The sequence below is a fragment of the Nocardia sp. NPDC049190 genome (assembly GCF_040648115.1).
Classification (GTDB): Bacteria; Actinomycetota; Actinomycetes; order Mycobacteriales; family Mycobacteriaceae; genus Nocardia.
This window is the reverse complement of sequence record NZ_JBEZDE010000025.1, coordinates 82925-106444: the sequence shown is the minus strand read 5'-3', so window position 1 is coordinate 106444 and position 23520 is coordinate 82925. Positions and strand designations below refer to the sequence as shown.

The window sequence follows — 23520 nt, the reverse complement described above, 5'->3', positions numbered from 1 at the left end:
ACCCGCCGCGCCCGAGGTGCTGTGGGGGGGGGTCGGGTTCGGGCGGGTGGGGGGGGGGGTCCCCGTGTTGATCCGGTTTTCCCCGGTGGTGGCGGCCCGAGAGCACTCGGGCCGACTTCTGGTGTCTCTGGCCGGTGTCGCCGATCGCACCGCCGCCGACGCGCTGCGCGGCACGCTGTTCGTGATCGACAGCGCGGACCTCCCGCCATCGGACGATCCGGACGAGTTCTACGACCATGAACTGGAGGGGCTGGAGGTCCGGCTCACCGACGGCACGGTGGTCGGATCCGTACGCGAGGTGCTGCACTCCGCGGCGGGCGAACTGCTCTCGGTGCGCGCCGCCGACGACGGCCGGGAGATCTTGATCCCGTTCGTCACCGCCATCGTGCCGACGGTGTCGGTCACCGACCGCCTTGTCGTCATCGACCCGCCCGAGGGTTTGCTCGACCCGGAATGAGTCGGGGTGAGACGGTTCGCTCGGCCGACGGGGTGCGCCGACGCCCGGGTGACAGGAGGCAGGCATGAAACTCGATGTCGTCACGATCTTTCCGGAGTACTTGGAGCCGCTGCGCACCGCGCTGCTGGGCAAGGCGATCGACAAGGGACTGATCTCGCTCACGGTGCACGATCTGCGCCGCTGGACTCACGACGTGCACAAGTCGGTCGACGACTCCCCGTACGGCGGTGGACCCGGCATGGTCATGAAGCCGACTGTGTGGGGTGCGGCTCTCGACGAGGTCTGCCCGGATGACGCACTGCTGGTCGTCCCTACTCCCGCAGGCGTGCCGTTCTCCCAGGCCACCGCGCATCGCTGGGCCGCGCAGCGGCATCTCGTCTTCGCCTGTGGTCGCTACGAGGGCATCGACCAGCGGGTCTTCGACGACGCGGCCCGCCGTGTCCGAGTGGAAGAGGTCAGCATCGGCGACTACGTGCTGATCGGCGGCGAGGCGGCGGTCCTCGTCATGACCGAGGCCGTGGTCCGGCTGCTGCCCGGCGTGCTCGGCAATCAGCAGTCCCACCAAGAGGATTCGTTCTCCGACGGCCTACTCGAAGGGCCCAGCTATACCCGCCCGGTCTCCTGGCGTGGCCTGGATGTTCCGCCGGTCCTGCTCTCCGGCGACCACGCCAAGGTGGCCGCTTGGCGCCGCGAACAGGGCCTCGCCCGCACGCGTGCGCGCCGCCCGGATCTGCTGCGGGACCATGACGCGTAACTCGGGGACCGGGGAACAGGTCGTGGCTCGGCGACCTGGACCGGCACCGGGAATGCGTCGAGCGATCAGACCTCATTCGACCCGGTCGAAGTCCTCCGGCGTGTGTCATGCTGCGTGGTCTGTGGATTCGCGCACATCGCAACGTCAATACCCGTGATGTCGTCAGGGGAGAAGTCCGTGGCGGCGAGCCGTTACGACCGCTTCGTGGCGAGAATGCGCGTCGAGCTTGACCATCGCGTTGCGCAGGTAGCTCTTGACGGTTTCCGTTCCGAGCGAGAGACGTTGTGCTGCTTCCTGATTCGTGCACCCGAGCGCGACGTGGGAGAGCACATCGAGTTCGCGGCGCGACAGGGTCGGGCTGTCGGTGCGCGGTGTGCCGACCAGAGCGTGGGTGAGCCGTTCGGACACCGCGTGCAGGCGGCCGCGTAATCGGTCGTCCTCGGTGGAGCGGGCCATGCCGCGCAACTCGGCGTGGATATCGCGCAGTTCCTCGGCGATCTCGGGTGCCGTATCGGCCGCGGGCACGGTCGCCGCGAGCAGCCGCAGCCGGCGGTCGACCTCGTCGCGGATGGTGATCTCGATGGATAGGCGGCGAGCCGCCTGGACGAGGAGATCCGCGGTGCGATCGCCCAGCGGGCTGCTGCCGCGGGTCGCGGCGTAGAGCACGGCGCGGGATCGCTGGTCTACGACCACCGGGACGGCGAGCACGGAGCGAATACCTTCGCCGGAGACCGGGCCGTCGTAATGGTGGGTGATCGAGGAGGCGTTGGGATAGTCCGCGACCGAGGCGGGATGCCCTGAATCCATCACACGCCCGCCCAGCCCCGAGGCGCGCGACACGGACAGACCGCGTAGGCCGTTGGTTACGGTGCCGACGAATTCCGACAGTAATAGCGCGTCCTCATGTACTTCCCCGCCGAAGACCACCGGCACTGCAGCCTTGCCCGCCACCCAGCGGATCTCGGCGCGCAACGCGTCCCCGTCACGCGGACGCAGCAATGCGGTGTCGGTCACGGGAGACTCACCCCTTTTCGGGGGTAGCGGCAAACGGGATGTGACCTACATCCTATTGCACACCCGGGTTGCGCCGGGTCACGGTATGAGGAGAAGCGAGATGGGCACCGATCCGAATCAGCGGGTGCGCGACCTGCTGGACCGTTACGACCGGAGCGACGCGACCGCGGCGGATCTGCTGTGTGATCGGCATCCGGCCGAGCAGGTCGCCTTCACCGTCGTCGAGGCAGACCTGTCGTCGACCGATCTCACCTACGGCGAGCTGCGCGAACGTTCGGCCCGTTTCGCCGCGGCGCTCGCCGAACTCGGTGTGCGGCCCGGCGACCGGGTCGCCACGCTGATGGCGAAGTCGGCGGACCTGGTGGTCGCGCTGCTCGGCATCTGGCGCCGCGGAGCCGTGCACGTCCCGCTGTTCACCGCGTTCGCCCCGCCCGCGATCGCGTTGCGGCTCGCGGTCGCCCGCGTCTCGATCGTCGTCGCCGATGCCGACCAGGCGCCGAAGCTGGCCGCCGGCCCGGACCTGCCGGCCGAGCCGCCGTGGCGACTGATCGTCACCGGCGCGGACGTTCCCGAGGGCGCGTTGCGCATGGCCGATCTGCTCGACGCCTACTCGGCCACCCACCCGCATGCCGGGCCGGTCACGATCGGTGGCGACGGACTGTTGGTTCAGTTGTTCACCAGCGGGACCACTGGCACGCCCAAGGGTGTCCCGATTCCGCTGCGCGCGCTCGCTTCCTTCCACGCCTATCAGGAATTCGCGCTCGACGTACGGGCGGACGACGTGTTCTGGAATGCCGCCGACCCGGGCTGGGCCTATGGCCTGTACTACGCCATACTCGGTCCGCTGGCCACGGGGATCCGCAGCATCCTGCTGCACGCGGGCTTCTCCGCCCTGCTGACGCGGCAGGTGCTCGAAAAATTCGGCGTCACCAATTTCGCCGCGGCCCCCACGGTGTACCGAGCGCTGCGTGCCGACCGCACCATGCCGCCGATGCGTTTCCAGCTGCGCCGAGCGTCTTCGGCGGGCGAGCCGCTCACGCCCGAGGTCGTCGCCTGGTCGATCGAGTCCCTGGGTGTCGCGGTGCGCGACCACTACGGCCAGACCGAGCACGGCATGGTCATCTGCAACGCCTGGCACGACGACCTCGATACCAGCACGCCGATGGGCTCGATGGGCCACTCGCTGCCGGGCTGGTCCTGTGCTGTGCTCGCCGACGACGCCGACACCATCGCTCCCGCAGGTGAACTGGGCCGGATCGCCATCGACACCGAGCACAGCCCGCTGCTGTGGTTCCTCGGCTATCTCGATGCCCCGGAACGTACCGCCCAGCGCTACACCGCCGACGGCCGCTGGTATCTGAGCGGCGACGCGGGATCGCAGGACGCGGACGGCTCCTTCCGCTTCTCCGCTCGCGACGACGACGTGATCATCATGGCGGGCTACCGTATCGGCCCGTTCGAGGTGGAGAGCGTGCTCGTGGTGCACGATCAGGTCGCCGAGGCGGCTGTGGTCGGCATGCCGGACGAGCTGCGCGGCGAGGTGCTGGAGGCGTTCGTGGTGCTGCGCGACGGCGGCGCGGGCGGCGCCGAACTGGAGGCCGAGCTACAGAGTCTGGTGAAGACGAGGTTCGCCGCGCACGCCTACCCGCGCAAGGTCCATTTCGTGCCGAGTCTGCCGAAGACGCCCAGCGGCAAGGTGCAGCGATTCGTGCTCCGGCAGGGGGAGGTTCGGTGATGTCGCTGCCCAGTGATGCTTCCGGCGTCTCGGACACTGCGCTGCTCGCTCAGGTACGTGGCAGGTGCGCCCGCTGCGGGAACGGGCCGAACCGCCACCGCCGCAGTTCGCTGTGCGTCCGAAGGATGGCGCGACGGCCCTGTTCCAGGCCGGTTTCGCCATGGACAGAGGTGCCGTGCTGGCCGGTTCGGCCAGCACGGTCAGCGCGCAACCCACGGTGACCTGCAGCGGCGGCTGGCCCAGCGTCGCGTTCAGGCGCTATGTCTCGAGGATGAGACGGCAGGTCACCCACCGAGCCCGCGCATGGCTCCACGACACTTCCTGGGCTTCCTCGCCCTCGCCCCATGCCTTCCCGAATTAGCTACTGGCGTCGGAGTGGCACTGGCAATGCTCGCGCCGGCAACGGCGGACAAGCAGATGGCCAACGGGACGATAGATGCTCGCATGACTATTCCTTCTGAAATTTGCTTGCCGCCAGGTATTCGAGGGGTTGGCGTGGGTCTTGCGGTGGGGATCATTGCTCCACCAACTCACGGAGTGCTTTTGCAATCCGCTGGATCGTCTCCATAGTGGGATCAGCACTTGCGATAAGTGCTTTTGTTACTTTCGGGTCGACATAGGGCAGAATCTCGTCAGGACCCGTTGAACTGCGGGTGGTTCGGTCGATGCCCATTGCGGCTCAGTCGCTGGTGGGGGCCATGGACATGCCTGCGATGAAGCCGGTATGTCCTTTGTGGTACCAGCCCTGTGGTTTCACCACGAGCAAGTTGCAGGTCGTCAGTATTTCCTGAGGTCGATAGTCGATGTGCGCCAGCGAATATGTGACGATCGCGGCGGGGCCGGTTCTGAGCGCTTCCTGGAGTGTCCATGGATGCTCATCACGCTCATCGACAATGACCGACCGTCCCAGGTCCAAGCCGAAGGCGGGTGCGAGTGCCCCGCACCGAAGCTCTTGGAGGGTTCGATTTTCCTCGTCGGTGAACCGTTGGGCGTTCAGATACAGAATCGCGTACGACATAGCGCGCTCCAGTGGCTAGTCTTGGTGCGCGCCCGGTGCAGGGTCCGGCGGGGTTTCGCTCCGAGATACCGGACCATCACCGTTTGGCTCTCCAGGCCGTGCGGTGGTGTCCTCTCCCTCTGGGACGAGAGGGAGAGGCTGGCCTGTACCGGGCGCGCTTCTTCAGTAGACCTGCTGCACAGCGAGATTCGAAGCGCTATCGTGGATACTCCACGGGGGAATCAGTGCTCTTCCACCACGGAACCTGCCATATTTCACCGATCCACTTAGCGGGGGTAATGATGACCACTGGATCTACGCTACCCAGACGGGCTTTGGGCCGTCAGTTGAAAGGGCTCCGAGAGCGAAACGGCATCACGCAAGCCGATGCCGCACGCATCGTGGAGGTTTCACCCCAGTCGTACGGTCGTCTCGAAGATGGCAGGGTTACCAAGATAACCAACTTGGGAATAAATGCCCTGGCCAACGCCTTTCGCGCTGATGACGAGGAGCGCAGGTTACTTCTCGACCTGGCGCAAGAGATCCGATTGGCGCAACCGTCGGGCGGTGGGTGGTGGCGAGCATATGCCGATGCCATTCCATCCGACTTCAACTACTACCTGGCGCTGGAAGAGTCTGCCGACCGGATCATCTCGTGGCAGACGACACTCGTACCCGGGCTATTGCAGACCCGCGAGTATCGCCGGGCGCTCATGTGGGCCGAGCGACCAGACATGCCGCCGGGAGAAGTTGAGGGCATCCTGGACATGGTCGGCAAACGACAAGATCTACTGACCAGAAACGACTTTCGGTTCGAAGCAATTCTCTCTGAGGCAGTCCTGCGCTACATGGTTGGCGGCCCGGGAGTCGTTGCGGATCAGTTTCGGCACCTTACCGAGTTGTCGACGCTCCAGAACGTTTCGGTACGGATCGTACCGTTCGATGCCCAGACTCCGATCGCACTGATAGCGCGGACCAGCTTTGTCGTGTTCGCCTTCCCGCCCCTGCCGACATCTCGGCTCATCGAACCGCCAGTGGCCTACATGGAGGGTCTAGTGGGCGACCTATACCTAGAACGCGAGACCGAGGTGGCTACATACATCCAGATTGCAGAGAAGATGCAGCGTGTAGCGTTATCCGAATCGGCATCCAGGGATCTGGTGCTGACGACGTTGAAGGAGTGGGATAAATGATCGATCTGTCCGGAGCCCGCTGGTTCAAGAGCAGCCGAAGCGCAGGGGCCAAGGATTGCGTGGAGGTGGCGCATCTGGACGGGGGCATGGTCGGCGTGCGGGATAGCAAAAACCCTTCCGGCCCCGCACTGGTCTTCACTCCAACCGAGTGGGATGCATTCCTGTCGGGTGCACACAGCGGCGAATTCAACCGTTACTGACTGGAGTTCGCACTCGTGAAGCCCCGCTTCGGCGGGGCTTCGCTGTTCCGGTGCCGGTGAGTGCTTGCGCATGGTGTCGGAGCGTCCCAGTCGATGTCATCGCCGAGCCAACTGCTACGACATCAACGCGGTCGCGGAGAACTTCCTCGGCCACCACGGAGAAGAACTGTTCCACCGCCACCGATTCCGCACCGTCGATGCGTTCGCGACCGCGCTCGACGACTACATCACCTGGTGCAACACAACTCGAATCAAAAGCTCGAGGGCCTGACCTCGGTGCAATACCGGCTCAGCGCTTGCCGCCTGAAATCACCGATCACCGGCCCAACTTTCGGAGCAGTGCGGTTCATCGCGGGGAGGACGGTTTTGCGGTTCGGAGCGCCGGGAAACCTGCGGTTGTCGGTGGCGATGATGGCGTCGAGTCGTTCCCGATGTATCGAGACGAGTTCGACGTCGGTGATGCGCTCCAGCGGTTCACCGAACTTGCGGCCCTGCGCCTTCCGGCGCGGCGTGACGCGGTCGCCGGGCCGCGGAATCAGCCATCCGGCTAGCCAGGTCACGGTTTCAGTGCGTTGTCGGACCGGGGGTTCGGTGAGTGCGAAGGACATCGGTCGTGGCATGCGTCCTCCTTCGGCTGCGGAGTCGGGCTCGGCGGTAGGCGCTGGCGCCGATGCCGTTGCGTTGGGTAAAATGCGCCGATCGGTGACGATGTCGCGCACCGGTTCCGGGGAGGTCATGACCTTGATGTTGTCGCGTTCGCCGATCAGCCGGACTTCGATGGTGTCGGTCACCACGGCTCCGATGTGCTCGACCCGTAGCGGCAAGGGCGGATTCGGGACGGCCAAGGACAAACTGGACAGCGTTGGCCGTGATTGCGGTTCGTACTTATTCGGCTGACGTGGTGAGCAGCTCAGGTGTGAGTAGGCCGTTGGAGGTCGATCTCGACGGGCTCCGAGCCCATGGAGCAACTGTCGAGAAGATCGGCGAGCAAGCTCGGCAGATGGTGGAGGGACTGCGACGCAGTCTTGCTCTGGAAGGCCGACCTTGGGGTGACAACGAGTCCGGCAAGGCCTTCGAGAAGTACTACCTGCCCGACGCGGAGAAGGGATTGGCCGGCCTCGGTGCTCTCGCGCAGGCGCTGAGTTCGTTCGGTAGCCAATTGGCCGCCGCCGCACACAGTTTCGAGGCGCAGGACCGTCACGGCGCCGTGCAACTGCACAATACCGGCGGAAGGCCGGCCGAACCTGGAGCAGATGACGCCAGCCCCCCGGGCCACACGCCGCCCGGCGCTGTCGGGGGTGAACCGCGATGGGCGCCATCGTCGTCCACCGGGGACACGGCATGGCATCCGGCACCGCCGACCGGTAGTGACGAGTCGGCCGTGCCCGATGCCGCGGATCGTTCCGCTTCCCCATCACCTGGCGATCCGGGATCCGGTACACCGCGACCGACCGACGATCCGGCCGAGCAACCCGGCGCGATGCCGGGGGCTCTGTATCCCCGACCCGATCGCGATACTCGGCCAGGAGCACCGCCCGCCGTGAACTCCTCGGTCTCCGCCGACCGCAACCACTCCGCGGCGACGACTCCGCGACGTGGCGAGACAGCCGCGGTGCCACAGCCCGTCGACAAGATCGCACCGCAAGGCGTCACCGCACCGAATGCTGGCAAGCCGCCGGGCACGCCATGGTCGAGAGCGGGCGCGCAGCCTCCTCGGCGGACAGCGGACGAAACCCCCCGACCGACGCCCAAACCGACACCGCGCCGACGGAAAGACCCCGATAAGAAGCCACGCCCCGCACCGACCGCGGCCCCCTGGCCGCACACCGATCCCGTTGCGGTCGAGCGCCTGGCCCGGTCGCTGGCGGCACGGCACGATATCGACGTGGTCGGATTCAACGACCCCGACCTCGACCATCTCACGGTCGCGGAGTTCGCCACGGCCCTCGATGACGTGCTCACCAGGTACCGGGTACCGGGCCTCCGCGTGGTCGAGATCTCACCACTCGCAGGCACCGTCGTGGCCACGCGGCGCGATGACGCCATCGAGATCGACGGGCGGAGGGTGTCGCACTGGTCGGTCGTCCTCGACGCCGGGGTCGCGAAAGATCGGCGTCGGCTGGCCGAGGTGTTGGCGGCCATCCGGTCACCGGAACCGGTCGTGGCCTGCTCCACCGAGCGCCCTGTCTACGCGGCGACTGTCCGGCAGCTCGGCCGCGTCCTCGACCTCGGCGCGGGTGGCGTCGCTCGGCGCCGCGCACAGCGAGCACTGATCGCCGAGTACCTCGAACTCGTGGGTACCGGGCACTATGCCGACGACCTCGGCCGGGTGCTGCGCGGCTTCAAGCACTGGCGCAGCGCGCTCAGCGGCCGAAGTTTCGAGCACGGGCGGTTCGAACCCGGCGAAGCGCTGGCGGAGGCGTTCACCGATGTCGTGCTGAACGGTCGCTACGCCACCGCACCCGCGCGGACATTGCATCGGCATCTTGTCGAGAGCACGCAAGAAGACGTAATTCACCGCCGATGGGAATAGTGTCCTCGCGCGAATGCTGACGTAGCCTCGATTCGTTCATCCTGCCGGGATGCATGTGGCTGGCGCGTCATTGGGGAGGCGCCGGCTCTGTGGTATGGCGGTTCGAACTCGAGCGGAAGTGGTGCGTCGATGACAACGGCGACGACGATGTACCCGTTCGATGTGCTGGCCGCAATTCCCGCTCCCGTCCAGTACGCGCTGTGGCAGGACCAGTATCCGTCAGAACAGCAAGTGTACGGCCCGCTCCGGATGGAGGGTTACTGGCGGGCTGCGGGCGACCAGTTTCTCCAGCACAGTCAGGCATTGCAGCCCACGGTTTCCGGTCTGCCCGAGGTGATCAATCGCGAAGAACCGGTCAGGGCCGCAGCAGAGTTCGAAAAGGCCCTCCAGCAGCACGCCGCAGTTTGCTACAACTTCGCTGACCAGTGCAGGGAGCAGCACGAGACGGCTCTGCGGACGGCTGTGGAACTAGCGCTGTTCGGGATCACCGCGGCCTGGCAGTTCTATGTCGCCTGGACGGGATCCTCGGGCCTGGGCGGCATCGCCGTTCTGGCCACATGGAGGCAGAAGTGTGTGGCCTATCTGGCCGCCTGGTCGGAGCGCGTAGCCGTGCGATCGGCGGCGAGAGCGGCCGAGCGGGCGAGCCTGCTGAACAATCTCGTTGTGCGCGTGGCCCCATCGGCCGCGAGCATGATCGAGCGGGCGGCCCTGCCCGCCGCCTACGGGGTGGGTTCCGGTGCGCTGGACGCCGGGATCGATATCACCGCACAAACGATCGCCCTCGACGGTGTGCAGGACTGGGATTCGGTCGGTCTGTCATTCGCCACCGGTGCGGGCGCGACCCTCGCTGGCATAGCCGGCGGACGATTGGCCGAAAAGTATATGCCACACGCGCAGTCCAGCCGCGGGGGCCGAATGGCGGTTGCGGGCATCAGCGGGATGTTCGGCGTCGTGGGTGGTGTGCTCACCGCCCGCCTGTTGACCGGAGAGTTTTATCTGAGCCCGGCGGACCTACTCGGCGGTGCCGCCCTCGGCATGGTAGGTCAGCACGCGCACGCGAGGCCCGAGCCGACCACCCCTGGCGATGCCACCCGCTACCTGCACCAGCCTCCTGCTCGGGAGGTTATGGATGCGGTCGACCAGAAGACCCACGACACAGTGGAGGCAGCCGACGCGAAAGTCTCGGAGGGCGGGATGCGGCCCCCGGAGAAGGGCGCCGTTCCGGCTCGACCCGTGCCGGAGGCGCCGGAAACCACTGCTGCGGGTGGGGAGGGAATGCCTTCGGAGTGGTCGGGGATCGTCGCCGGGACTGGCCGGTTCCGCGAGTTTCAGCCTGACACGGCACAGCCGCACGCGCCCATAGCAGTCACCGGTGGGGTGGGGACGCATCCGGTGTTGCAGCAGGCGCCAGGCATCGTCGAACACGTCAAACCCAAGGCCATACCTCCGGATGCCACACCAGCCCCGATACTTTCCGGTGTGGGTGCAGATCCGGCCCGGGCACCGAGAATGTCTGCCCACGGCGACGGCAGCCCGGGCGAAAACCGGGGAGCCGATCCCATGCCGAGGCCATCGCCGCCACCCGCTCCGGGGTCGGTATACGCGTCCGGCACCGTTCCGGGCCCCCACTCCGGATCCGGCGGTTCGGGACCGGTCATGAGCGGTTCGAGCGCAAAGAGCCCCGGCGGCAACGAGCCACCCTCGTCCCCTCCGCCTGCTGGCGGCCCGCCGCCACCACAACACGATCCAGGCCACTCGACTACGCGCGCCGACCCCTCCCCAACGACATCGCGGGGACAACCCCCCGATCCCCGAACGACCCCGGTATCGAAGGACATAACCGATGCCGCGACATCACCGGCTCGTCCGGACCCCGGTGACGCGGACACCGGGACGAACGTGCGTACACACCACAATGATGCCGACGCTGGCGCGCGTCACGACGCGATGTCAGTGACCCGGGACTTCGGTCCAGGCGATATCGTCCGAGCGCCTGCGGCTGGGCAGGCAGTCGCCGAATTGATGCATCGCTCGGGTTGGCGGGACACCGACCGAGTCCAGTCGGCGGCCCGGATGACCACCCAAGTGGTGACCTTCGGACTTGCCCGTATGCAGACCGGAGTGACACTGGCAGCGACAGTGCTGCCGTGGAACGGGGCCGTTACGCTCCGGTTCACCTTTCCCGACCGTGCTCCACGGTTAGAACACCTCGCCACCCTACGGCCGCTGTTGGACAAGGCGACGGGCTCGAACTGGAGAGTCGAACAGTTCTCCGACGGCAACAAGACAATCACCGCTATCCGAGCCGATCTCGTCGATGAACAGCGAACGGGCGGCCGCGACCCAGCAGCTGAACCACACACGCCAGGTACGCAAGGCCCCGACAAGCCACACATGAATGTGCACACGAGGCTATTCGACGGGGCACAGTTGCGCACCGCGCGCGAACGAATGAACCTGACGCAGCAACAGTTCGCGGAAGCGATACGCCAGGCGGGTCAGAAATTGGGGGAACCGAACAACTGCACCAACGGCGAGGTATCGAAGTGGGAGTCCGGCCGACACCTGCCAGGGCCGCGTTACCAGCGGGCGTTGACGGAAGTGACCGGTGAGCATTTCGGGTCGTCGACAGAGCCGGCCATCATGGGAAGGTTGTCCGATGGAGAGCGATTGCGCGCTGCCCGCAAAGGGTTGAACCTGTCTCAGGATGAGTTCGCCGCCGAGATACGCCGGGCAGGACAAGAATTGGGGCGACCAAACGACTGCAGCCGCCACGCGATACAGAACTGGGAGGATAATCGCACGTCGCCTGGGTGGCGTTACCGGCCAGCGTTGGAGTTGGTGACCGGTGAGCGGTTCGGGCCGTCGACCGAAACAGCGCAGACTACTGGAACACCTTTCGCGGTGCCGGAGGATGTGAACACACAGTTATCTGATGGCGAACGGGTGCGCGCCGCGCGCGAGCGGATGGGCTTGTCGCAGAGCGAGTTCGTGGACGAGATACGCCGAGCGGGAGAGGAATTAGGGGAACCGAACAACTTCACTCGCCGCCAGTTATCGATGTGGGAGTCCGGCCAAAGTACGCCGCGGCCGCACTACCTGCGTGCGTTGGAGGAAGTGACCGGTGAGCATTTCGGGTCCTCGACAGAGGCGGCCTTCACGAAAGGATTGTCCGATGGAGGGCGATTGCGCGCCGCGCGCGAACGAATGAACCTGACACAGCAACAGTTCGCGGAAGAGATACGCCGGGCAGGGAAGGAGCTAGGGCAACCGAACTACTGCGGCTCGCGCGCAGTACAAGATTGGGAGCACAATCGCACGTGGCCTGGACCGCGTTACCAGAGGGCGTTGGAGGCGGTGACCGGTGAGCGCTTCGGGTCCTCGACCGAAATTGCGCAGATGGCTGAAACATCCTTCGGGGCGCGGTCGCGCGCCGCTCGCGAACGCCTGGGCATGTCTCAGGAGGAGTTCGCCGAGGCACTGCAGCAGGCAGGACGAGAGCTGGGTGAACCGAATGAATGTGGCAGGCAACTCGTGGGGGAATGGGAGGCCGGTCGTGTGACGCCTGGGCCGCGTTACCGTCGTGCGTTGGAGGCGGTCACCGGCGAGGACTTCGGGCAGTCGACGGATACCGCACAGACAGCTGGAATATCCTTTGGGTCGCAGGTGCGCGCTGCGCGCATCCGGATGGGCTTGTCGCAGGAAGAGTTCGCTGCCGAGATACGCCAGGCAGGAGAGAAATCCGGACAACCGAACAACTGTAGTGCGGACGCGGTACAGGACTGGGAATCGAACGGCAGAATGCCCAGGCGTCTTTACCGGCGTGCGTTGGAGGCGGTGACCGGTGAGGACTTCCGGTCGTGGACGGAAGAAACGCAGACGGCGACGGAAGAAGCGCTGACGGTTGGAGCATCTTTCGGGACGCGGGTGCGCGCCGCCCGCGAACGACTGGACCTGTCGCAGGAAGAGTTCGCTGCCGAGATACAGCGAGCAGGACAGGAGTCCGGACAGCCGAACAACTGCAGCCCGATGATGGTGTCGAGGTGGGAGAGGGATCAGGTGATGCCGCAAGCTCGTTACCGGCGTGCGTTGGAAGCGGTGACCGGTGAGGACTTCAGGCCGCCGACCGAAGAAGCACCGGCAACTGGAACATCTTTCGGAGCGCGGTTGCACTTCGCGCGTGAGCGGATGGGTTTGTCCATGGAGGAGTTGGCCGTCAAGATACGCGAGAAAGGACTGGAATTGGGAGAACCGAACGGATGCACGAAACAACTCGTATCGAAGTGGGAGAAAGATCGCGTCACGCCGGGCCCGCGATACCAACGAGCCCTGACAGCAATAATGGGTGAGCCATTCTGAATCGCCTGCTCTCCGGTCGGGTGCGGACCTGCCGCATCATCGGTATCTCTGTGCATAGATCTGCGCCCAGAACTCGGCGAAACGGCCCGGTCGAGGTGAGATCCGATGGGACCTCCAGCTCGCTTCGGGCTGACTGACCAGCCGGACGGAAAGAGGCTGAACTCGTTGGACCGCAACGCGAATCCTCATAATTCAGCGATCTGATCCCGGGGTGTACCGGGTGTGTCGACGTCGATTCCGACGACAATCGCGACGACCGCCGAGCATCGAGTACCGGGCCGATCATGGCCCTGGTCGACAACCGAGACGACGGCGATGCCACCTGCCGATAGCTGTTGTTGACCGCCCTGACCCGCTGCTGGTGCCCGCGCTTGTTCACCGAGGCTGCGATTCTCCTGGAACTACGTGGACAAGACCGCTTCGGCCAGCGATGACGCCCGCTGGATGCACACCGGCGACATCGGCGCGATGGGCGAGGAGGGTTACCTGGCGATTACCGGCGGGATCAAGGACGTAGTCATCCGCGGCGGCGAGACCATCTGCCCGTGCGCGATCGAGGAGTTCCGCTACGTCCACCCCGACATCCTGGACGACCAGGTGATCGGTGTGCCTGACTTGAACTACAGTGCGGAGCTGATGGCCTGTCCAGGTGCGCGGGCGCGACCCGCCGGTGGACGCGGCTGAAGTGGGCGCGTTCCACCGGCGAGTTGGCGCACGTCGAGATCCCGCGCTACGTCCACGTGCTCGTGGAATTCCCGATGACCGTCACCGCACGGACGGGATGCGGGAAATATCCAGTGCAACTGCTCGGACCGGGCGACAGCTGATGTGGGCCGGTTCGCCCGGGCACGAGTCATGTGTCGGGCGGCGACGGTAGTGTCTCGGGACGTGACGACAGCGCCCGAGACCGCCAGTGCAGAGTCCGACCCGACCCAGCTCCCTCCCGCGACCCCTCGCTTCGACAGCGCGAGCAGCGTCGGTGTGAACCGTCGCATCGCCGAGGAACTCGCGGTGCGCGAGACCCAGGTGCGCGCCGCTGTCGAGCTGCTCGATGCGGGCTCGACCGTGCCGTTCATCGCGCGGTACCGCAAGGAGGTCACCGACGGTCTCGACGACGCGCAGCTGCGCCTGCTCGATGAGCGCCTGCACTACCTGCGTGAACTCGACGAGCGCAGGGCCACGATCCTCGAGTCGATTCGCGGCCAGGGCAAACTGGACGACGCGCTGCACCAGCAGATCATGCTCGCCGAGACCAAGGCCCGGCTCGAGGACATCTACTTGCCGTACAAGCCGAAGCGGCGTACCAAAGCGCAGATCGCGCGCGAGGCGGGTCACGAGCCCGTCGCCGATGCTCTGATCGGTGACCCGACCACCGATCCGGCGCGGTACACCGCCGAACAGCTCGACGGCGCGCGCGCGATCCTGGTCGAGCGAATCGCCGAGGACGCCGACCTGGTCGGCGAACTGCGCGAGTTGATGTGGAACCGCGGTCAGGTCAGCTCGACGGTGCGGGCGGGCAAGGAGGAGGCCGGCGCGAAGTTCGCGGATTACTTCGAGTTCGGCGAGCCGTTCACCAAGCTGCCATCGCACCGCATCCTCGCCCTGCTGCGCGGTGAGAAGGAGGAGGTGCTCTCCCTGCAGCTCGCGCCGGACGTCGAGGAGCCGGAGCCGGGTGAGCGCACGATCTACGAGGGTCGTATCGCGGTTCGGTTCGACATCGCCGACCGGGGCCGTCCCGCCGACTCTTGGCTGCTGGACACGATCCGCTGGGCGTGGCGCACGAAACTTCAAGTGAGCCTGGGCATCGACACCCGGATGCGGCTGCGCCAGGCGGCGGAGAAGGACGCGGTCGACGTGTTCGCCGCGAATCTGCGCGATCTGCTGCTCGCGGCGCCCGCGGGTACTCGCACGACCATGGGCCTGGATCCCGGCTACCGCACCGGAGTGAAGGTCGCGGTGGTGGATGCCACCGGGAAGGCGGTCGCCACCGAGGTGATCTATCCGCACAAGCCGCAGGGGCAGACCGAGAAGTCGCTCGCGGTGCTCGGCGCGCTGGTCGCCCGGTTCGGCGTCGAACTCATCGCCATCGGCAACGGTACCGCCTCGCGGGAGACGGATGCCCTTGCCGCCGAGCTGATCTCCCGCATTCCGGAGCGCAAGCCCACCAAGATCGTAGTATCCGAAGCGGGCGCCTCGGTGTACTCCGCCTCCGCTTACGCCTCACAGGAATTGCCCGACATGGATGTGTCGCTCCGTGGCGCGGTGTCCATCGCACGGCGGCTGCAGGATCCGCTGGCAGAACTGGTGAAGATCGACCCGAAGTCGATCGGCGTCGGCCAGTACCAGCACGACGTGTCCGAGACCCTGCTGGCCCGCTCGTTGGGCGCCGTGGTCGAGGACGCGGTGAACGCGGTCGGTGTCGACGTGAACACCGCGTCGGTGCCGCTACTGTCGCGAGTATCCGGCATCGCCGGATCGGTGGCGGAAAGCATTGTGGCGCATCGGGATCAGCACGGTCCGTTCCGCAGCAGGACAGCTCTGCTCGATGTGCCCCGGCTCGGTCCGAAGGCGTTCGAACAGTGCGCGGGCTTCCTGCGTATCCGCGGCGGCGACGACCCGCTGGACACGTCCGCGGTGCACCCCGAGGCGTACCCGGTGGTCCGGCGCATCCTCGAGTCGACCGGCCGCGGCGTCGCGGAACTCATCGGCAACACCACCGCGCTGCGCTCGCTGCGCGCCGACGAATTCACCGACGACCGCTTCGGTGTGCCCACCGTCACCGACATCATCGCCGAACTGGAGAAGCCGGGCCGCGACCCGCGCCCGGAATTCAAAACCGCCGAGTTCGCCGCGGGTGTGGAGAAGGTCGCCGACCTCGAGCCGGGCATGGTGCTCGAGGGGGTCGTCACGAACGTGGCCGCGTTCGGCGCGTTCGTCGACATCGGTGTCCACCAGGATGGCCTCGTACACGTTTCGGCCATGTCGCACAACTTCGTCAAGGACCCGCGCGAGGTGGTCAAGTCCGGCGATGTGGTCAAGGTGAAGGTGCTCGAGGTCGATGTCGCGCGGCAGCGAATCGGTCTGTCGCTGCGCCTGGACGACGAACCCGGCGCACCGGCGAAGGGCGGCGACAACCGTCAACGTGGTCAAGGTGGCCGATCCGGCGGCGGCGAACCGAGGCAGCGGCACAATGGTGAGAACAAGCAGCAGGGCCAAGGTCGCACCCAGGGACAACGGCGTGACGGCAATCAGCGTCGCAGCGCGCCCGCGCCCAGTGGTGCGATGGCGGACGCGTTGCGCAGGGCAGGATTCGGTCAATAGTCCGGTGAACGGGAGGGAGTAGGACGGTGCGACGGTGGCTCCAGGAGGACGTGATCGCACAGGGACGATTGCCCCTGCTGTGCTTCCTCCTCGGGTTCATCGTCGGCTTCCTGTTCATCCGCCTCAGCGTGCGGCTGATCCGCGCGCGGGTGCGTTGGTGGCCGGGCAACCTGCGGGCGGGTGACACCCATATCCACCACATGGTGTTCGGGGTGGTCCTGGTGCTGGCGTCCGGTGTCGGTATGGTCACGGTGCTCGAGAGCGCGAGCGCGGCGACGGCCGGCGCGCTGGCCGCCGCATTCGGTGTCGGCGCCGCACTGGTTCTCGACGAGTTCGCGCTGATCTTCTACTTGCGCGACGTGTACTGGGAGAAGCAGGGGCGCACCTCGGTGGACGCGGTATTCGTCGCGCTCGCGGTGACCGGGTTGCTGCTGCTGGGTTTCCACCCGTTGTGGTTGCTGGATATCAACGACTTCCGGCGCGATACCAGCACCGAGGTCAGGTTGTTCGTCGTCGTGTTCGCGGTGGTCAACCTCGCGTTGGCGGCCATCGTCATCGCCAAGGGCAAGATCTGGACCGGTCTGTTCGGCATGTTTTTCCTGCCGCTGCTGTTCGTCGGCGCGCTGCGGCTGAGCCGGCCCGGCGCGCCGTGGGCGCGCTGGCGCTACGCCGACCGCAGACGCCTGAGGTACCGGTCCATCGTGCGCGAACGTCGCTATCGCCGCCCGGTGATCCGCGCCAAGATCTTCGTGCAGGATCTGGTCGCGGGAAAACCGGACGTCGAACACGTGCGTACGGCCGCGGAAGCGGAACTCACCCGCAGCGTGGTGCCCGCGCCACCGCCCCCACATCGCCCTCATCTGTTCTGGCACACCGACCACAGCACGTCGGATCTGTCGTCCGAGTCTTCTGAGCAGAACTCGGTTTCCGGTGAACCGCATCGCGAACCGGCTGAGCAGCATCGCGAACCGGCTCCGTAGGGGGAACGACCGGGGTGTCTTCACGCGTGGGCCCGTAGACCGATCGACACCGCGCCCCCAGATCGCTGCCCGCACCGACCGCGGTTGCCAGGTGAACGTGATCGCCCGGTGAATATGCCGCCGGGATCTGGCGCATCGGGCTCGGAAGATACGGCAGGCTGTTTGTCCACGGTGAGTTCGATATGATCACCGCGCCGATCGCGGCTGTTGGCGATCTGTGTCGGGCCGATTTTTTTCGCCGCCGACGGATCTGGCACAATGCTCAGGTTGCCCTGGGCGATCATCGACCCGGCGCACCCCCTTAATCGGAGCATGAACCGGTCGAGCACTCCCAGTGCCGCCAGGGTCCTCTGTTCGCGCGAACCAGAAGGATGGAAATGAACACCCTTGACTTCGTCGACGAGAAGTCGCTGCGCAGCGACGTCCCCGACTTTCGGCCGGGCGACACGCTCAATGTGCACGTGAAAGTCATCGAGGGCTCGAAGGAGCGCATCCAGGTCTTCAAGGGCGTCGTGATCCGCCGCCAGGGCGGTGGCATCCGCGAGACCTTCACGGTCCGCAAGGTGTCGTTCGGTGTCGGCGTGGAGCGTACCTTCCCGGTGCACAGCCCGAACATCGACCACATCGATGTCGTGACCCGCGGTGACGTTCGCCGTGCCAAGCTGTACTACCTGCGTGAACTGCGCGGCAAGGCCGCCAAGATCAAGGAAAAGCGCTGAGCTAGCTTTTCCGGCACAACAGATCTCGTTGGCCCGGCATCGGACGTCAGTCCGGATGCCGGGCTAATCTGTTCCGCGTGGCAGACGAAAGTGGGTCGGTATCGGTGTCCGAATCGGGCGACGAGGGGTCTAGGGTTGGCCGCGGGAAACGGCGGGCGAAGAAGAAACAACGTCCGTTCTGGCAGGAGTTGCCGATCCTCATCGTGATCGCCGCGGTGATCGCCGCGCTGATGGTCACGTTTGTCGGCAGACCGTACGTGATTCCGTCGGAGTCGATGGAAACCACGCTGCACGGGTGCGCGGGATGCACCGGTGACCGCATCTACGTGGAGAAGCTGAGCTACTACTGGGGTGAGCCCGAGCCGGGCGACGTGGTCGTGTTCGTCGGCCCGCCGTCGTGGAACACCCTCTACAAGTCGAACCGCTCGAAGAACCCGGCCATCCGCGGCGTGCAGAATTTCTTCTCGTTCTTCGGCCTGGTGCCACCGGATGAGAACGATCTGGTCAAGCGCGTCGTCGCGGTGGGAGGCCAGACCGTCCAGTGCTGTGACGCGCAGGGGCGGGTCCTGGTGGACGGCAAACCGTTGGACGAGCCGTATGCCCGCTATCTGTATCCCTATGTGCCCGGCCAGCCCTACGGTCCCAGCGGCGGACGCGAGTTCAAGCCGGTGAAGGTACCCGAGGGACATTTGTGGGTGATGGGCGACAACCGCAACCAGTCTGCCGACTCCCGCGCCCACGTCACCGATGAGTTGCAGGGCACCGTCCCGGTGGACAACGTCCGCGGCAAGGCGGTATTCAAGATTTGGCCGCCCGCCCGGATCGGACCGGTGCGCACGCAGAATCCCCAGACGAATTGAACGGGCGGCACGCAGCATAATTGGATCGTGGGGCAGGTTCGAGTGCCGATAGCCAACGGGTGGCCGCCGCGCGTCGTCATGCGCAGGTCCGGTGGTCTGCGCACGCTCGAGGCGGCATTGATCCGCAGCGGTCTCGGGCCGGTCGCCGGGGTCGACGAAGCGGGCCGTGGTCCGTGCGCGGGGCCGCTGGTGGTGGCCGCCTGCCTGCTCGCCCCGAAGGCATCCGACAAGCTGGCGGGTCTCGACGACTCCAAGAAGCTCACCGAGGCCGCTCGCGAGGAGCTGTACCCGGTTATCACGCGGCTGGCGCTGGCCTACCAGGTCGTCGTCATACCGGCCTGGGAGATCGACTCGATCGGCATCCACGTCGCCAACATCGAGGGCATGCGCCGTGCCGTCGCGGGGCTCGGTAGACAGCCGGGGTACGTGCTCACCGACGGGTTCCGGGTGCCCGGCATCCCGGTGCCCTCGCTGCCGGTGATCGGCGGCGACGCGACCGCGTCCTGTATCGCGGCGGCCAGCATCCTGGCGAAGGTCACCAGGGACCGGATGATGGTCGAGCTGGACGAGCGGGTGCCCGGCTACGGTTTCGCGGTGCACAAGGGCTACAACACGCCCGAACACACGGCCGCGCTCCGGCGCCTCGGTCCGTGCAGCGAGCATCGCCGGTCGTGGCGCAACGTCCGCGAGGTCGCGGGGTTGCGTCCGGTCGCGGCGGCTGCCGATGATGCCGACGCGGTGCTGGCAGGCGGCCTCGATGAAGCGTTGTTCGAGGACTCCCGGAGCGGGGGTACGGATAGTCGAGTGGCTACCGATGCCGCTCATGCGCGATGATGTCAGCACACGCAGTGCGGCGAGAAGGAGGACGTCCCACCCGATGAGTGCCGAGGACCTCGAGAAGTACGAAACCGAGATGGAACTGTCGCTGTATCGCGAGTACAAGGACATCGTCGGTCAGTTTTCGTACGTGGTGGAGACCGAGCGCCGTTTCTACCTGGCCAACTCCGTAGAGCTACGGCCGCAGAACGCGGACGGCGAGGTGTACTTCGAGGTGCGGATGAGCGATGCGTGGGTGTGGGACATGTATCGACCGGCTCGCTTCGTGAAGCATGTCCGAGTCATCACCTTCAAGGACGTCAACATCGAGGAATTGGAGAAGCCGGACCTGCGGCTGCCGGAGTGAGCGGTAATTCTGCACAGGCTGCCGGTTATCAACAGGTTTTGTGTTCTCCCAGGTGGGCTTCGTTGACCTGATGGTGTCCCGGCGCAGTCTGGCCGGGTGACGGATAAACAGGCGCTCGGCGCGCACGGGGAAGAGTTGGCGGCGCAGTTTCTGTGCGCTGCGGGGATGGAGATCGTCGCCAGGAATTGGCGGTGCCGCTACGGCGAGCTCGATCTGATCGCCCGCGATCGGGATGTGACCGCGTTCGTCGAGGTCAAGACCCGTTCGGGGCTCGGCTACGGTATCCCGGCCGAGTCGGTCACCTTCACCAAGCAACAGCGCATCCGACGGCTCGCGCTGCTCTGGCTGGCCGAGCAGGACGGTCCTTGGCGGCGCATCCGATTCGACGTGGTGTCGGTGCTGGTGGCGCGTGGGCAGCGGCCGGTCATCGACCACCTCGAGGCGGTGTTCTGAATGGCGCTCGGTCGGGCGCATTCGGTCGCGGTGACCGGCGTCGACGGCGTGCTGGTCGAGATCGAGGCCGATATCGGGCAGGGGCTGCCCTCCGTGCACCTGGTGGGTTTGCCGGACACCGCCCTCCAGGAATCTCGTGACCGGGTCCGGTCCGCGGTGGCGAACTCGGGGGAGAAATGGCCGGATGGCCGGGTGATCCTCGCGCTGTCTCCCGCGACCTTGCCGAAGCTCGGCAGCGTGTACGACTTGGCCCTGGCGGTCGCCGTGCTCGATGCGTCCGGCGCCGTGCCCTCCGAACGGTCTGCGACGACGGTGCTGTTCGGGGAACTCGCGTTGGATGGGCGGGTGCGGCGGGTGCGTGGAATCCTGCCCGCCGTGATCGCGGCGCGACGGGCCGGCTGGTCGGCCGTCGTGGTACCAGAGGCGGCCATGGCCGAGGCCGGACTGGTCGACGGCATCGCGGTCCTGGGGGCGAGCAGTCTGCGTGCGGTGGTGGCCTGGCTGCGCGGCGAAGCGGCGCTCGCCGAACCGGATGGCGCACCGCCCGACATCGTTCACCATGGCGGCGATCTCAGCGACGTAGTGGGGCAGGACGAAGCGCGCTGGGCGCTGGAGGTGGCTGCGGCGGGTGGACACCACCTGCTGTTGACCGGCCCGCCCGGCATCGGGAAAACCATGCTGGCGCAACGTCTTCCCGGCCTGCTGCCGCCGCTCACGGAGCCCGAAGCGCTGGAGGTGACGGCCATCCACTCGATGGCGGGAATGCTCTCCGGCGAGCACCCGCTGATCACCGTGCCACCGTTCGTCGCCCCGCACCACTCGACGTCGGTCACCGCGATGATCGGCGGTGGATCGGGGACCGCACGCCCCGGTGCGGTGAGCCGGGCCCACCGGGGCGTGCTGTTCCTCGACGAATGTGCCGAGATCGGTACGAAAGTACTGGAGGCGATGCGGACACCGCTGGAGGAAGGCGAGGTACGGATCGCCCGCCGTGATGGTGTGGCGCGCTATCCGGCGCGGTTCCAACTAGTCCTCGCCGCCAATCCGTGCCCGTGTGCGCCGGCCCGCGATGTCGACTGCATCTGCGCGCCGCTCGCCCGTCGCCGCTATCTCGGCAAACTATCCGGTCCGCTGATGGATCGGATCGATATCCGGGTCCAGATGCACGGGCAGACCGGCGCCACGTTCAGCACTGACCTGGTCGAGAGCAGCAAGGTGGTGCGCGATCGCGTCGCAGTCGCCCGGCGGGCCGCGCGTGAGCGCTGGCGCGAATACCCATGGGTTACCAATGCCGAAGTCCCCGGCCATATCCTGCGTCAGCGCTTCCGGCTACCGCGGGAATCGCTCGCCCCCGTCGAGGGTGCGCTGCGGTCGGGTCGCATGTCCGCGCGCGGCGCCGATCGCGCTATCCGAGTCGCGTGGACCATCTGCGACTTGCGCGGCGGTGAACTTCCCACAGTGCAGGATGTGCTGGCGGCGTTGAACTTCCGGCAGCGAGGGGTGCAGTGAGCGCGATGCTGCCGCGGGGGAAAGGCGGGGCAGATGACCCTGCGGCCGTCTGGGATCACCCGGGCAGCCGTCCGGTCTCCGACGTGGCAGATGCGCGGCGGCTGGCATGGGTGTACCTGTCGCGGGTGGTGCAGGGGCCGTGCGCACCGCTGTCGGCGTTGATCGAGTCGGTCGGGGTAGTCGAGGCTGCCCGCGCGGTACGGGAATGCGCGCTGCCCGAATTGTTGCGGGCGCCGACCGCGCGGCGGCGTGAGATCGACCTCGCGGCACGGGATCTGGAGACGATGGACCGTCTCGGCGGTCGGGTGGTGACGCCGGACGACCCGGAATGGCCGGCGTGGCGCATGCTGGGCCTCGAGCAACTGGAACCGGGCCGGGACCGGGACGGCGCGGTGCCGCTGGTGCTGTGGGCACGCGGGCCACGCACGCTGGTGGAATCCAGCGAACGCGCTCTGGCGGTGGTGGGTGCGCGGTGCAGCACCGGATACGGCAACCAGGTGACAGCGGAGATCGCGGGTGATCTCGCTGCGCAAGGGTGGACCATCGTGTCCGGTGCGGCTTTCGGGATCGACAGCATGGCGCATCGGGCGGCGCTCGCGGTCGATGGCTCGACGATCGCCGTGCTGGCCTGCGGTATCGACCGGCCCTATCCGGCCCAGCACGACCGGCTGCTGTCCGATATCGCCGAATCCGGCCTGGTGGTCAGCGAATATCCGCCTGGAGTCGCCGCACACAAGCATCAATTCCTCGCTCGGAACCGCCTGATCGCGGCTCTTGCGGATGGCGTGCTTGTCGTCGAGGCGGGCCTACGCAGCGGCGCCCGCAATACCGTCAAATGGGCGCGCCGCCTCAGTCGTCCGGCGCTGGCAGTTCCCGGCCCGATCACCTCGGCCGCATCGGTGGGCTGCCACCGCATGATTCGCGAGGGCGAGGCACTCCTGGTCACTCGCGCCGAGGAGGTCGTCGATGAAGCGGGTCCGCTCCGATTGCCGGTTCCCGGCGCCGCCGGCGCCGGGGAGAACCCAGGAGATCAGCTGACCGGCGAGGCGGCCATGGTCTTCGCCGCCCTTCCCAAGGTCGGCTCCCGGGTGCCGCTCGAGCTGGCCCAGCACTGCGCGTTGCCCGTCGCCGCAGTCCGCGCCGCCCTTCCCGCTCTCGAACTGGCAGGTCTGGCGGCGGCCGACAACAGCGGCTGGCGCCGAACGACGCGCCGGAGTTGACTGCTCGGTGCGGTGGCTTGCCAAGCGGGACGG

General features: G+C 66.7%; 22 protein-coding genes and 1 pseudogene. 18 read left to right on the top strand and 5 right to left on the bottom strand.

What is annotated here, in order from left to right:
* Together rimM and trmD are read left to right on the top strand one after the other, a co-directional pair.
* A partial coding sequence (gene rimM / locus AB0B25_RS21735; protein ID WP_357182319.1) for a ribosome maturation factor RimM occupies nt 1-457 on the top strand: 457 nt, incomplete at its 5' end.
* Between the two features lie 64 nt (nt 458-521).
* Complete coding sequence (trmD, locus tag AB0B25_RS21730) at nt 522-1211, top strand: tRNA (guanosine(37)-N1)-methyltransferase TrmD (protein WP_357066968.1); 690 nt, start codon at nt 522-524, stop codon at nt 1209-1211.
* A gap of 162 nt (nt 1212-1373) precedes the next feature.
* Here the strand turns inward: trmD and AB0B25_RS21725 are convergent, their stop codons facing one another.
* The gene (locus tag AB0B25_RS21725) at nt 1374-2225 is read right to left on the bottom strand and encodes a LuxR C-terminal-related transcriptional regulator (RefSeq protein ID WP_357182315.1); all 852 of its coding nucleotides are present in this window, start codon (nt 2223-2225) and stop codon (nt 1374-1376) included.
* A 100-nt stretch (nt 2226-2325) separates the two neighbouring features.
* Between AB0B25_RS21725 and AB0B25_RS21720 the strand changes: the two genes are divergently transcribed.
* Nucleotides 2326-3960: an AMP-binding protein gene (locus AB0B25_RS21720; protein ID WP_357182312.1), complete on the top strand. Its 1635-nt coding sequence runs from the start codon at nt 2326-2328 to the stop codon at nt 3958-3960.
* A 514-nt stretch (nt 3961-4474) separates the two neighbouring features.
* On the opposite strand, the gene AB0B25_RS21715 is transcribed toward AB0B25_RS21720, so the two are convergent.
* Together AB0B25_RS21715 and AB0B25_RS21710 are read right to left on the bottom strand one after the other, a co-directional pair.
* Nucleotides 4475-4633, bottom strand: a complete 159-nt coding sequence (locus tag AB0B25_RS21715; protein ID WP_357182309.1) for a hypothetical protein — start codon at nt 4631-4633, stop codon at nt 4475-4477.
* Between the two features lie 6 nt (nt 4634-4639).
* On the bottom strand, nt 4640-4978 hold the full coding sequence (locus tag AB0B25_RS21710) for a hypothetical protein (RefSeq protein ID WP_357182306.1): 339 nt from the start codon (nt 4976-4978) through the stop codon (nt 4640-4642).
* A gap of 314 nt (nt 4979-5292) precedes the next feature.
* Between AB0B25_RS21710 and AB0B25_RS21705 the strand changes: the two genes are divergently transcribed.
* From AB0B25_RS21705 to AB0B25_RS21695, 3 genes are all read left to right on the top strand, one after another.
* Complete coding sequence (locus AB0B25_RS21705) at nt 5293-6150, top strand: helix-turn-helix transcriptional regulator (protein WP_357182304.1); 858 nt, start codon at nt 5293-5295, stop codon at nt 6148-6150.
* Nucleotides 6147-6350, top strand: coding sequence for a DUF397 domain-containing protein (locus AB0B25_RS21700; RefSeq protein WP_357182301.1), 204 nt, complete (start codon nt 6147-6149; stop codon nt 6348-6350). Before AB0B25_RS21705 ends, AB0B25_RS21700 begins: the two co-directional genes overlap by 4 nt.
* A gap of 70 nt (nt 6351-6420) precedes the next feature.
* Nucleotides 6421-6621: an IS3 family transposase gene (locus AB0B25_RS21695; RefSeq protein WP_357182342.1), complete on the top strand. Its 201-nt coding sequence runs from the start codon at nt 6421-6423 to the stop codon at nt 6619-6621.
* Here AB0B25_RS21695 and AB0B25_RS21690 read toward each other — a convergent pair.
* Complete coding sequence (locus tag AB0B25_RS21690) at nt 6602-7201, bottom strand: hypothetical protein (protein WP_357182298.1); 600 nt, start codon at nt 7199-7201, stop codon at nt 6602-6604. The two genes, AB0B25_RS21695 and AB0B25_RS21690, sit on opposite strands and share 20 nt — an antisense overlap.
* A 65-nt stretch (nt 7202-7266) precedes the next feature.
* On the opposite strand from AB0B25_RS21690, the gene AB0B25_RS21685 reads away from it, so the two are divergent.
* Entirely contained in the window at nt 7267-8883 is a 1617-nt protein-coding gene (locus AB0B25_RS21685) for a hypothetical protein (RefSeq protein ID WP_357182296.1), read from the top strand.
* A 219-nt stretch (nt 8884-9102) separates the two neighbouring features.
* Here the strand turns inward: AB0B25_RS21685 and AB0B25_RS21680 are convergent, their stop codons facing one another.
* Nucleotides 9103-9324, bottom strand: a complete 222-nt coding sequence (locus AB0B25_RS21680; RefSeq protein WP_357182293.1) for a hypothetical protein — start codon at nt 9322-9324, stop codon at nt 9103-9105.
* Between the two features lie 1632 nt (nt 9325-10956).
* Here AB0B25_RS21680 and AB0B25_RS21675 point away from each other — a divergent pair.
* The 11 genes and pseudogenes from AB0B25_RS21675 to dprA all read left to right on the top strand — a co-directional run bounded on the left by AB0B25_RS21675 (nt 10957) and on the right by dprA (nt 23487).
* Nucleotides 10957-13242 carry a helix-turn-helix domain-containing protein gene (locus tag AB0B25_RS21675; RefSeq protein ID WP_357182290.1) on the top strand — a complete coding sequence of 762 codons (2286 nt, stop codon included), beginning with the start codon at nt 10957-10959 and terminating at the stop codon, nt 13240-13242.
* 384 nt (nt 13243-13626) lie between these two features.
* Nucleotides 13627-14069 (top strand): annotated as a pseudogene (locus AB0B25_RS21670) (hypothetical protein); the annotation flags it as partial.
* 28 nt (nt 14070-14097) lie between these two features.
* Nucleotides 14098-16563 carry a Tex family protein gene (locus AB0B25_RS21665; RefSeq protein ID WP_357182287.1) on the top strand — a complete coding sequence of 822 codons (2466 nt, stop codon included), beginning with the start codon at nt 14098-14100 and terminating at the stop codon, nt 16561-16563.
* Nucleotides 16564-16589: 26 nt separating this feature from the next.
* Nucleotides 16590-17543: a hypothetical protein gene (locus AB0B25_RS21660; RefSeq protein WP_357182285.1), complete on the top strand. Its 954-nt coding sequence runs from the start codon at nt 16590-16592 to the stop codon at nt 17541-17543.
* Between the two features lie 377 nt (nt 17544-17920).
* Nucleotides 17921-18262 (top strand): 50S ribosomal protein L19, encoded by a 342-nt coding sequence (rplS, locus tag AB0B25_RS21655; protein ID WP_067514127.1) that lies wholly within the window; start codon nt 17921-17923, stop codon nt 18260-18262.
* A 77-nt stretch (nt 18263-18339) separates the two neighbouring features.
* On the top strand, nt 18340-19122 hold the full coding sequence (gene lepB, locus AB0B25_RS21650; RefSeq protein ID WP_357182283.1) for a signal peptidase I: 783 nt from the start codon (nt 18340-18342) through the stop codon (nt 19120-19122).
* A 48-nt stretch (nt 19123-19170) separates the two neighbouring features.
* A complete protein-coding gene (locus tag AB0B25_RS21645; RefSeq protein WP_357182338.1) occupies nt 19171-19956 on the top strand; it encodes a ribonuclease HII in 786 nt (261 codons plus the stop codon).
* Between the two features lie 43 nt (nt 19957-19999).
* On the top strand, nt 20000-20305 hold the full coding sequence (locus AB0B25_RS21640) for a DUF2469 domain-containing protein (RefSeq protein WP_011210678.1): 306 nt from the start codon (nt 20000-20002) through the stop codon (nt 20303-20305).
* Between the two features lie 96 nt (nt 20306-20401).
* On the top strand, nt 20402-20758 hold the full coding sequence (locus AB0B25_RS21635; RefSeq protein ID WP_357182280.1) for a YraN family protein: 357 nt from the start codon (nt 20402-20404) through the stop codon (nt 20756-20758).
* Complete coding sequence (locus AB0B25_RS21630) at nt 20759-22267, top strand: YifB family Mg chelatase-like AAA ATPase (RefSeq protein WP_357182278.1); 1509 nt, start codon at nt 20759-20761, stop codon at nt 22265-22267.
* The gene (dprA, locus tag AB0B25_RS21625; RefSeq protein ID WP_357182275.1) at nt 22264-23487 is read left to right on the top strand and encodes a DNA-processing protein DprA; all 1224 of its coding nucleotides are present in this window, start codon (nt 22264-22266) and stop codon (nt 23485-23487) included. Before AB0B25_RS21630 ends, dprA begins: the two co-directional genes overlap by 4 nt.
* The last annotated feature ends 33 nt before the right edge of the window (nt 23488-23520 follow it).

What these genes read in the sequence shown, in the direction of transcription:
- rplS (WP_067514127.1), top strand. Translation starts at nt 17,921, where the DNA reads ATGAACACCCTTGACTTCGTCGACGAGAAGTCGCTGCGCAGCGACGTC.
- AB0B25_RS21715 (WP_357182309.1), bottom strand. Translation starts at nt 4,633, where the DNA reads ATGGGCATCGACCGAACCACCCGCAGTTCAACGGGTCCTGACGAGATT.
- AB0B25_RS21720 (WP_357182312.1), top strand. Translation starts at nt 2,326, where the DNA reads ATGGGCACCGATCCGAATCAGCGGGTGCGCGACCTGCTGGACCGTTAC.
- AB0B25_RS21665 (WP_357182287.1), top strand. Translation starts at nt 14,098, where the DNA reads ATGTGTCGGGCGGCGACGGTAGTGTCTCGGGACGTGACGACAGCGCCC.
- AB0B25_RS21640 (WP_011210678.1), top strand. Translation starts at nt 20,000, where the DNA reads ATGAGTGCCGAGGACCTCGAGAAGTACGAAACCGAGATGGAACTGTCG.
- AB0B25_RS21695 (WP_357182342.1), top strand. Translation starts at nt 6,421, where the DNA reads ATGGTGTCGGAGCGTCCCAGTCGATGTCATCGCCGAGCCAACTGCTAC.
- AB0B25_RS21710 (WP_357182306.1), bottom strand. Translation starts at nt 4,978, where the DNA reads ATGTCGTACGCGATTCTGTATCTGAACGCCCAACGGTTCACCGACGAG.
- AB0B25_RS21675 (WP_357182290.1), top strand. Translation starts at nt 10,957, where the DNA reads ATGACCACCCAAGTGGTGACCTTCGGACTTGCCCGTATGCAGACCGGA.
- AB0B25_RS21700 (WP_357182301.1), top strand. Translation starts at nt 6,147, where the DNA reads ATGATCGATCTGTCCGGAGCCCGCTGGTTCAAGAGCAGCCGAAGCGCA.
- trmD (WP_357066968.1), top strand. Translation starts at nt 522, where the DNA reads ATGAAACTCGATGTCGTCACGATCTTTCCGGAGTACTTGGAGCCGCTG.
- AB0B25_RS21630 (WP_357182278.1), top strand. Translation starts at nt 20,759, where the DNA reads ATGGCGCTCGGTCGGGCGCATTCGGTCGCGGTGACCGGCGTCGACGGC.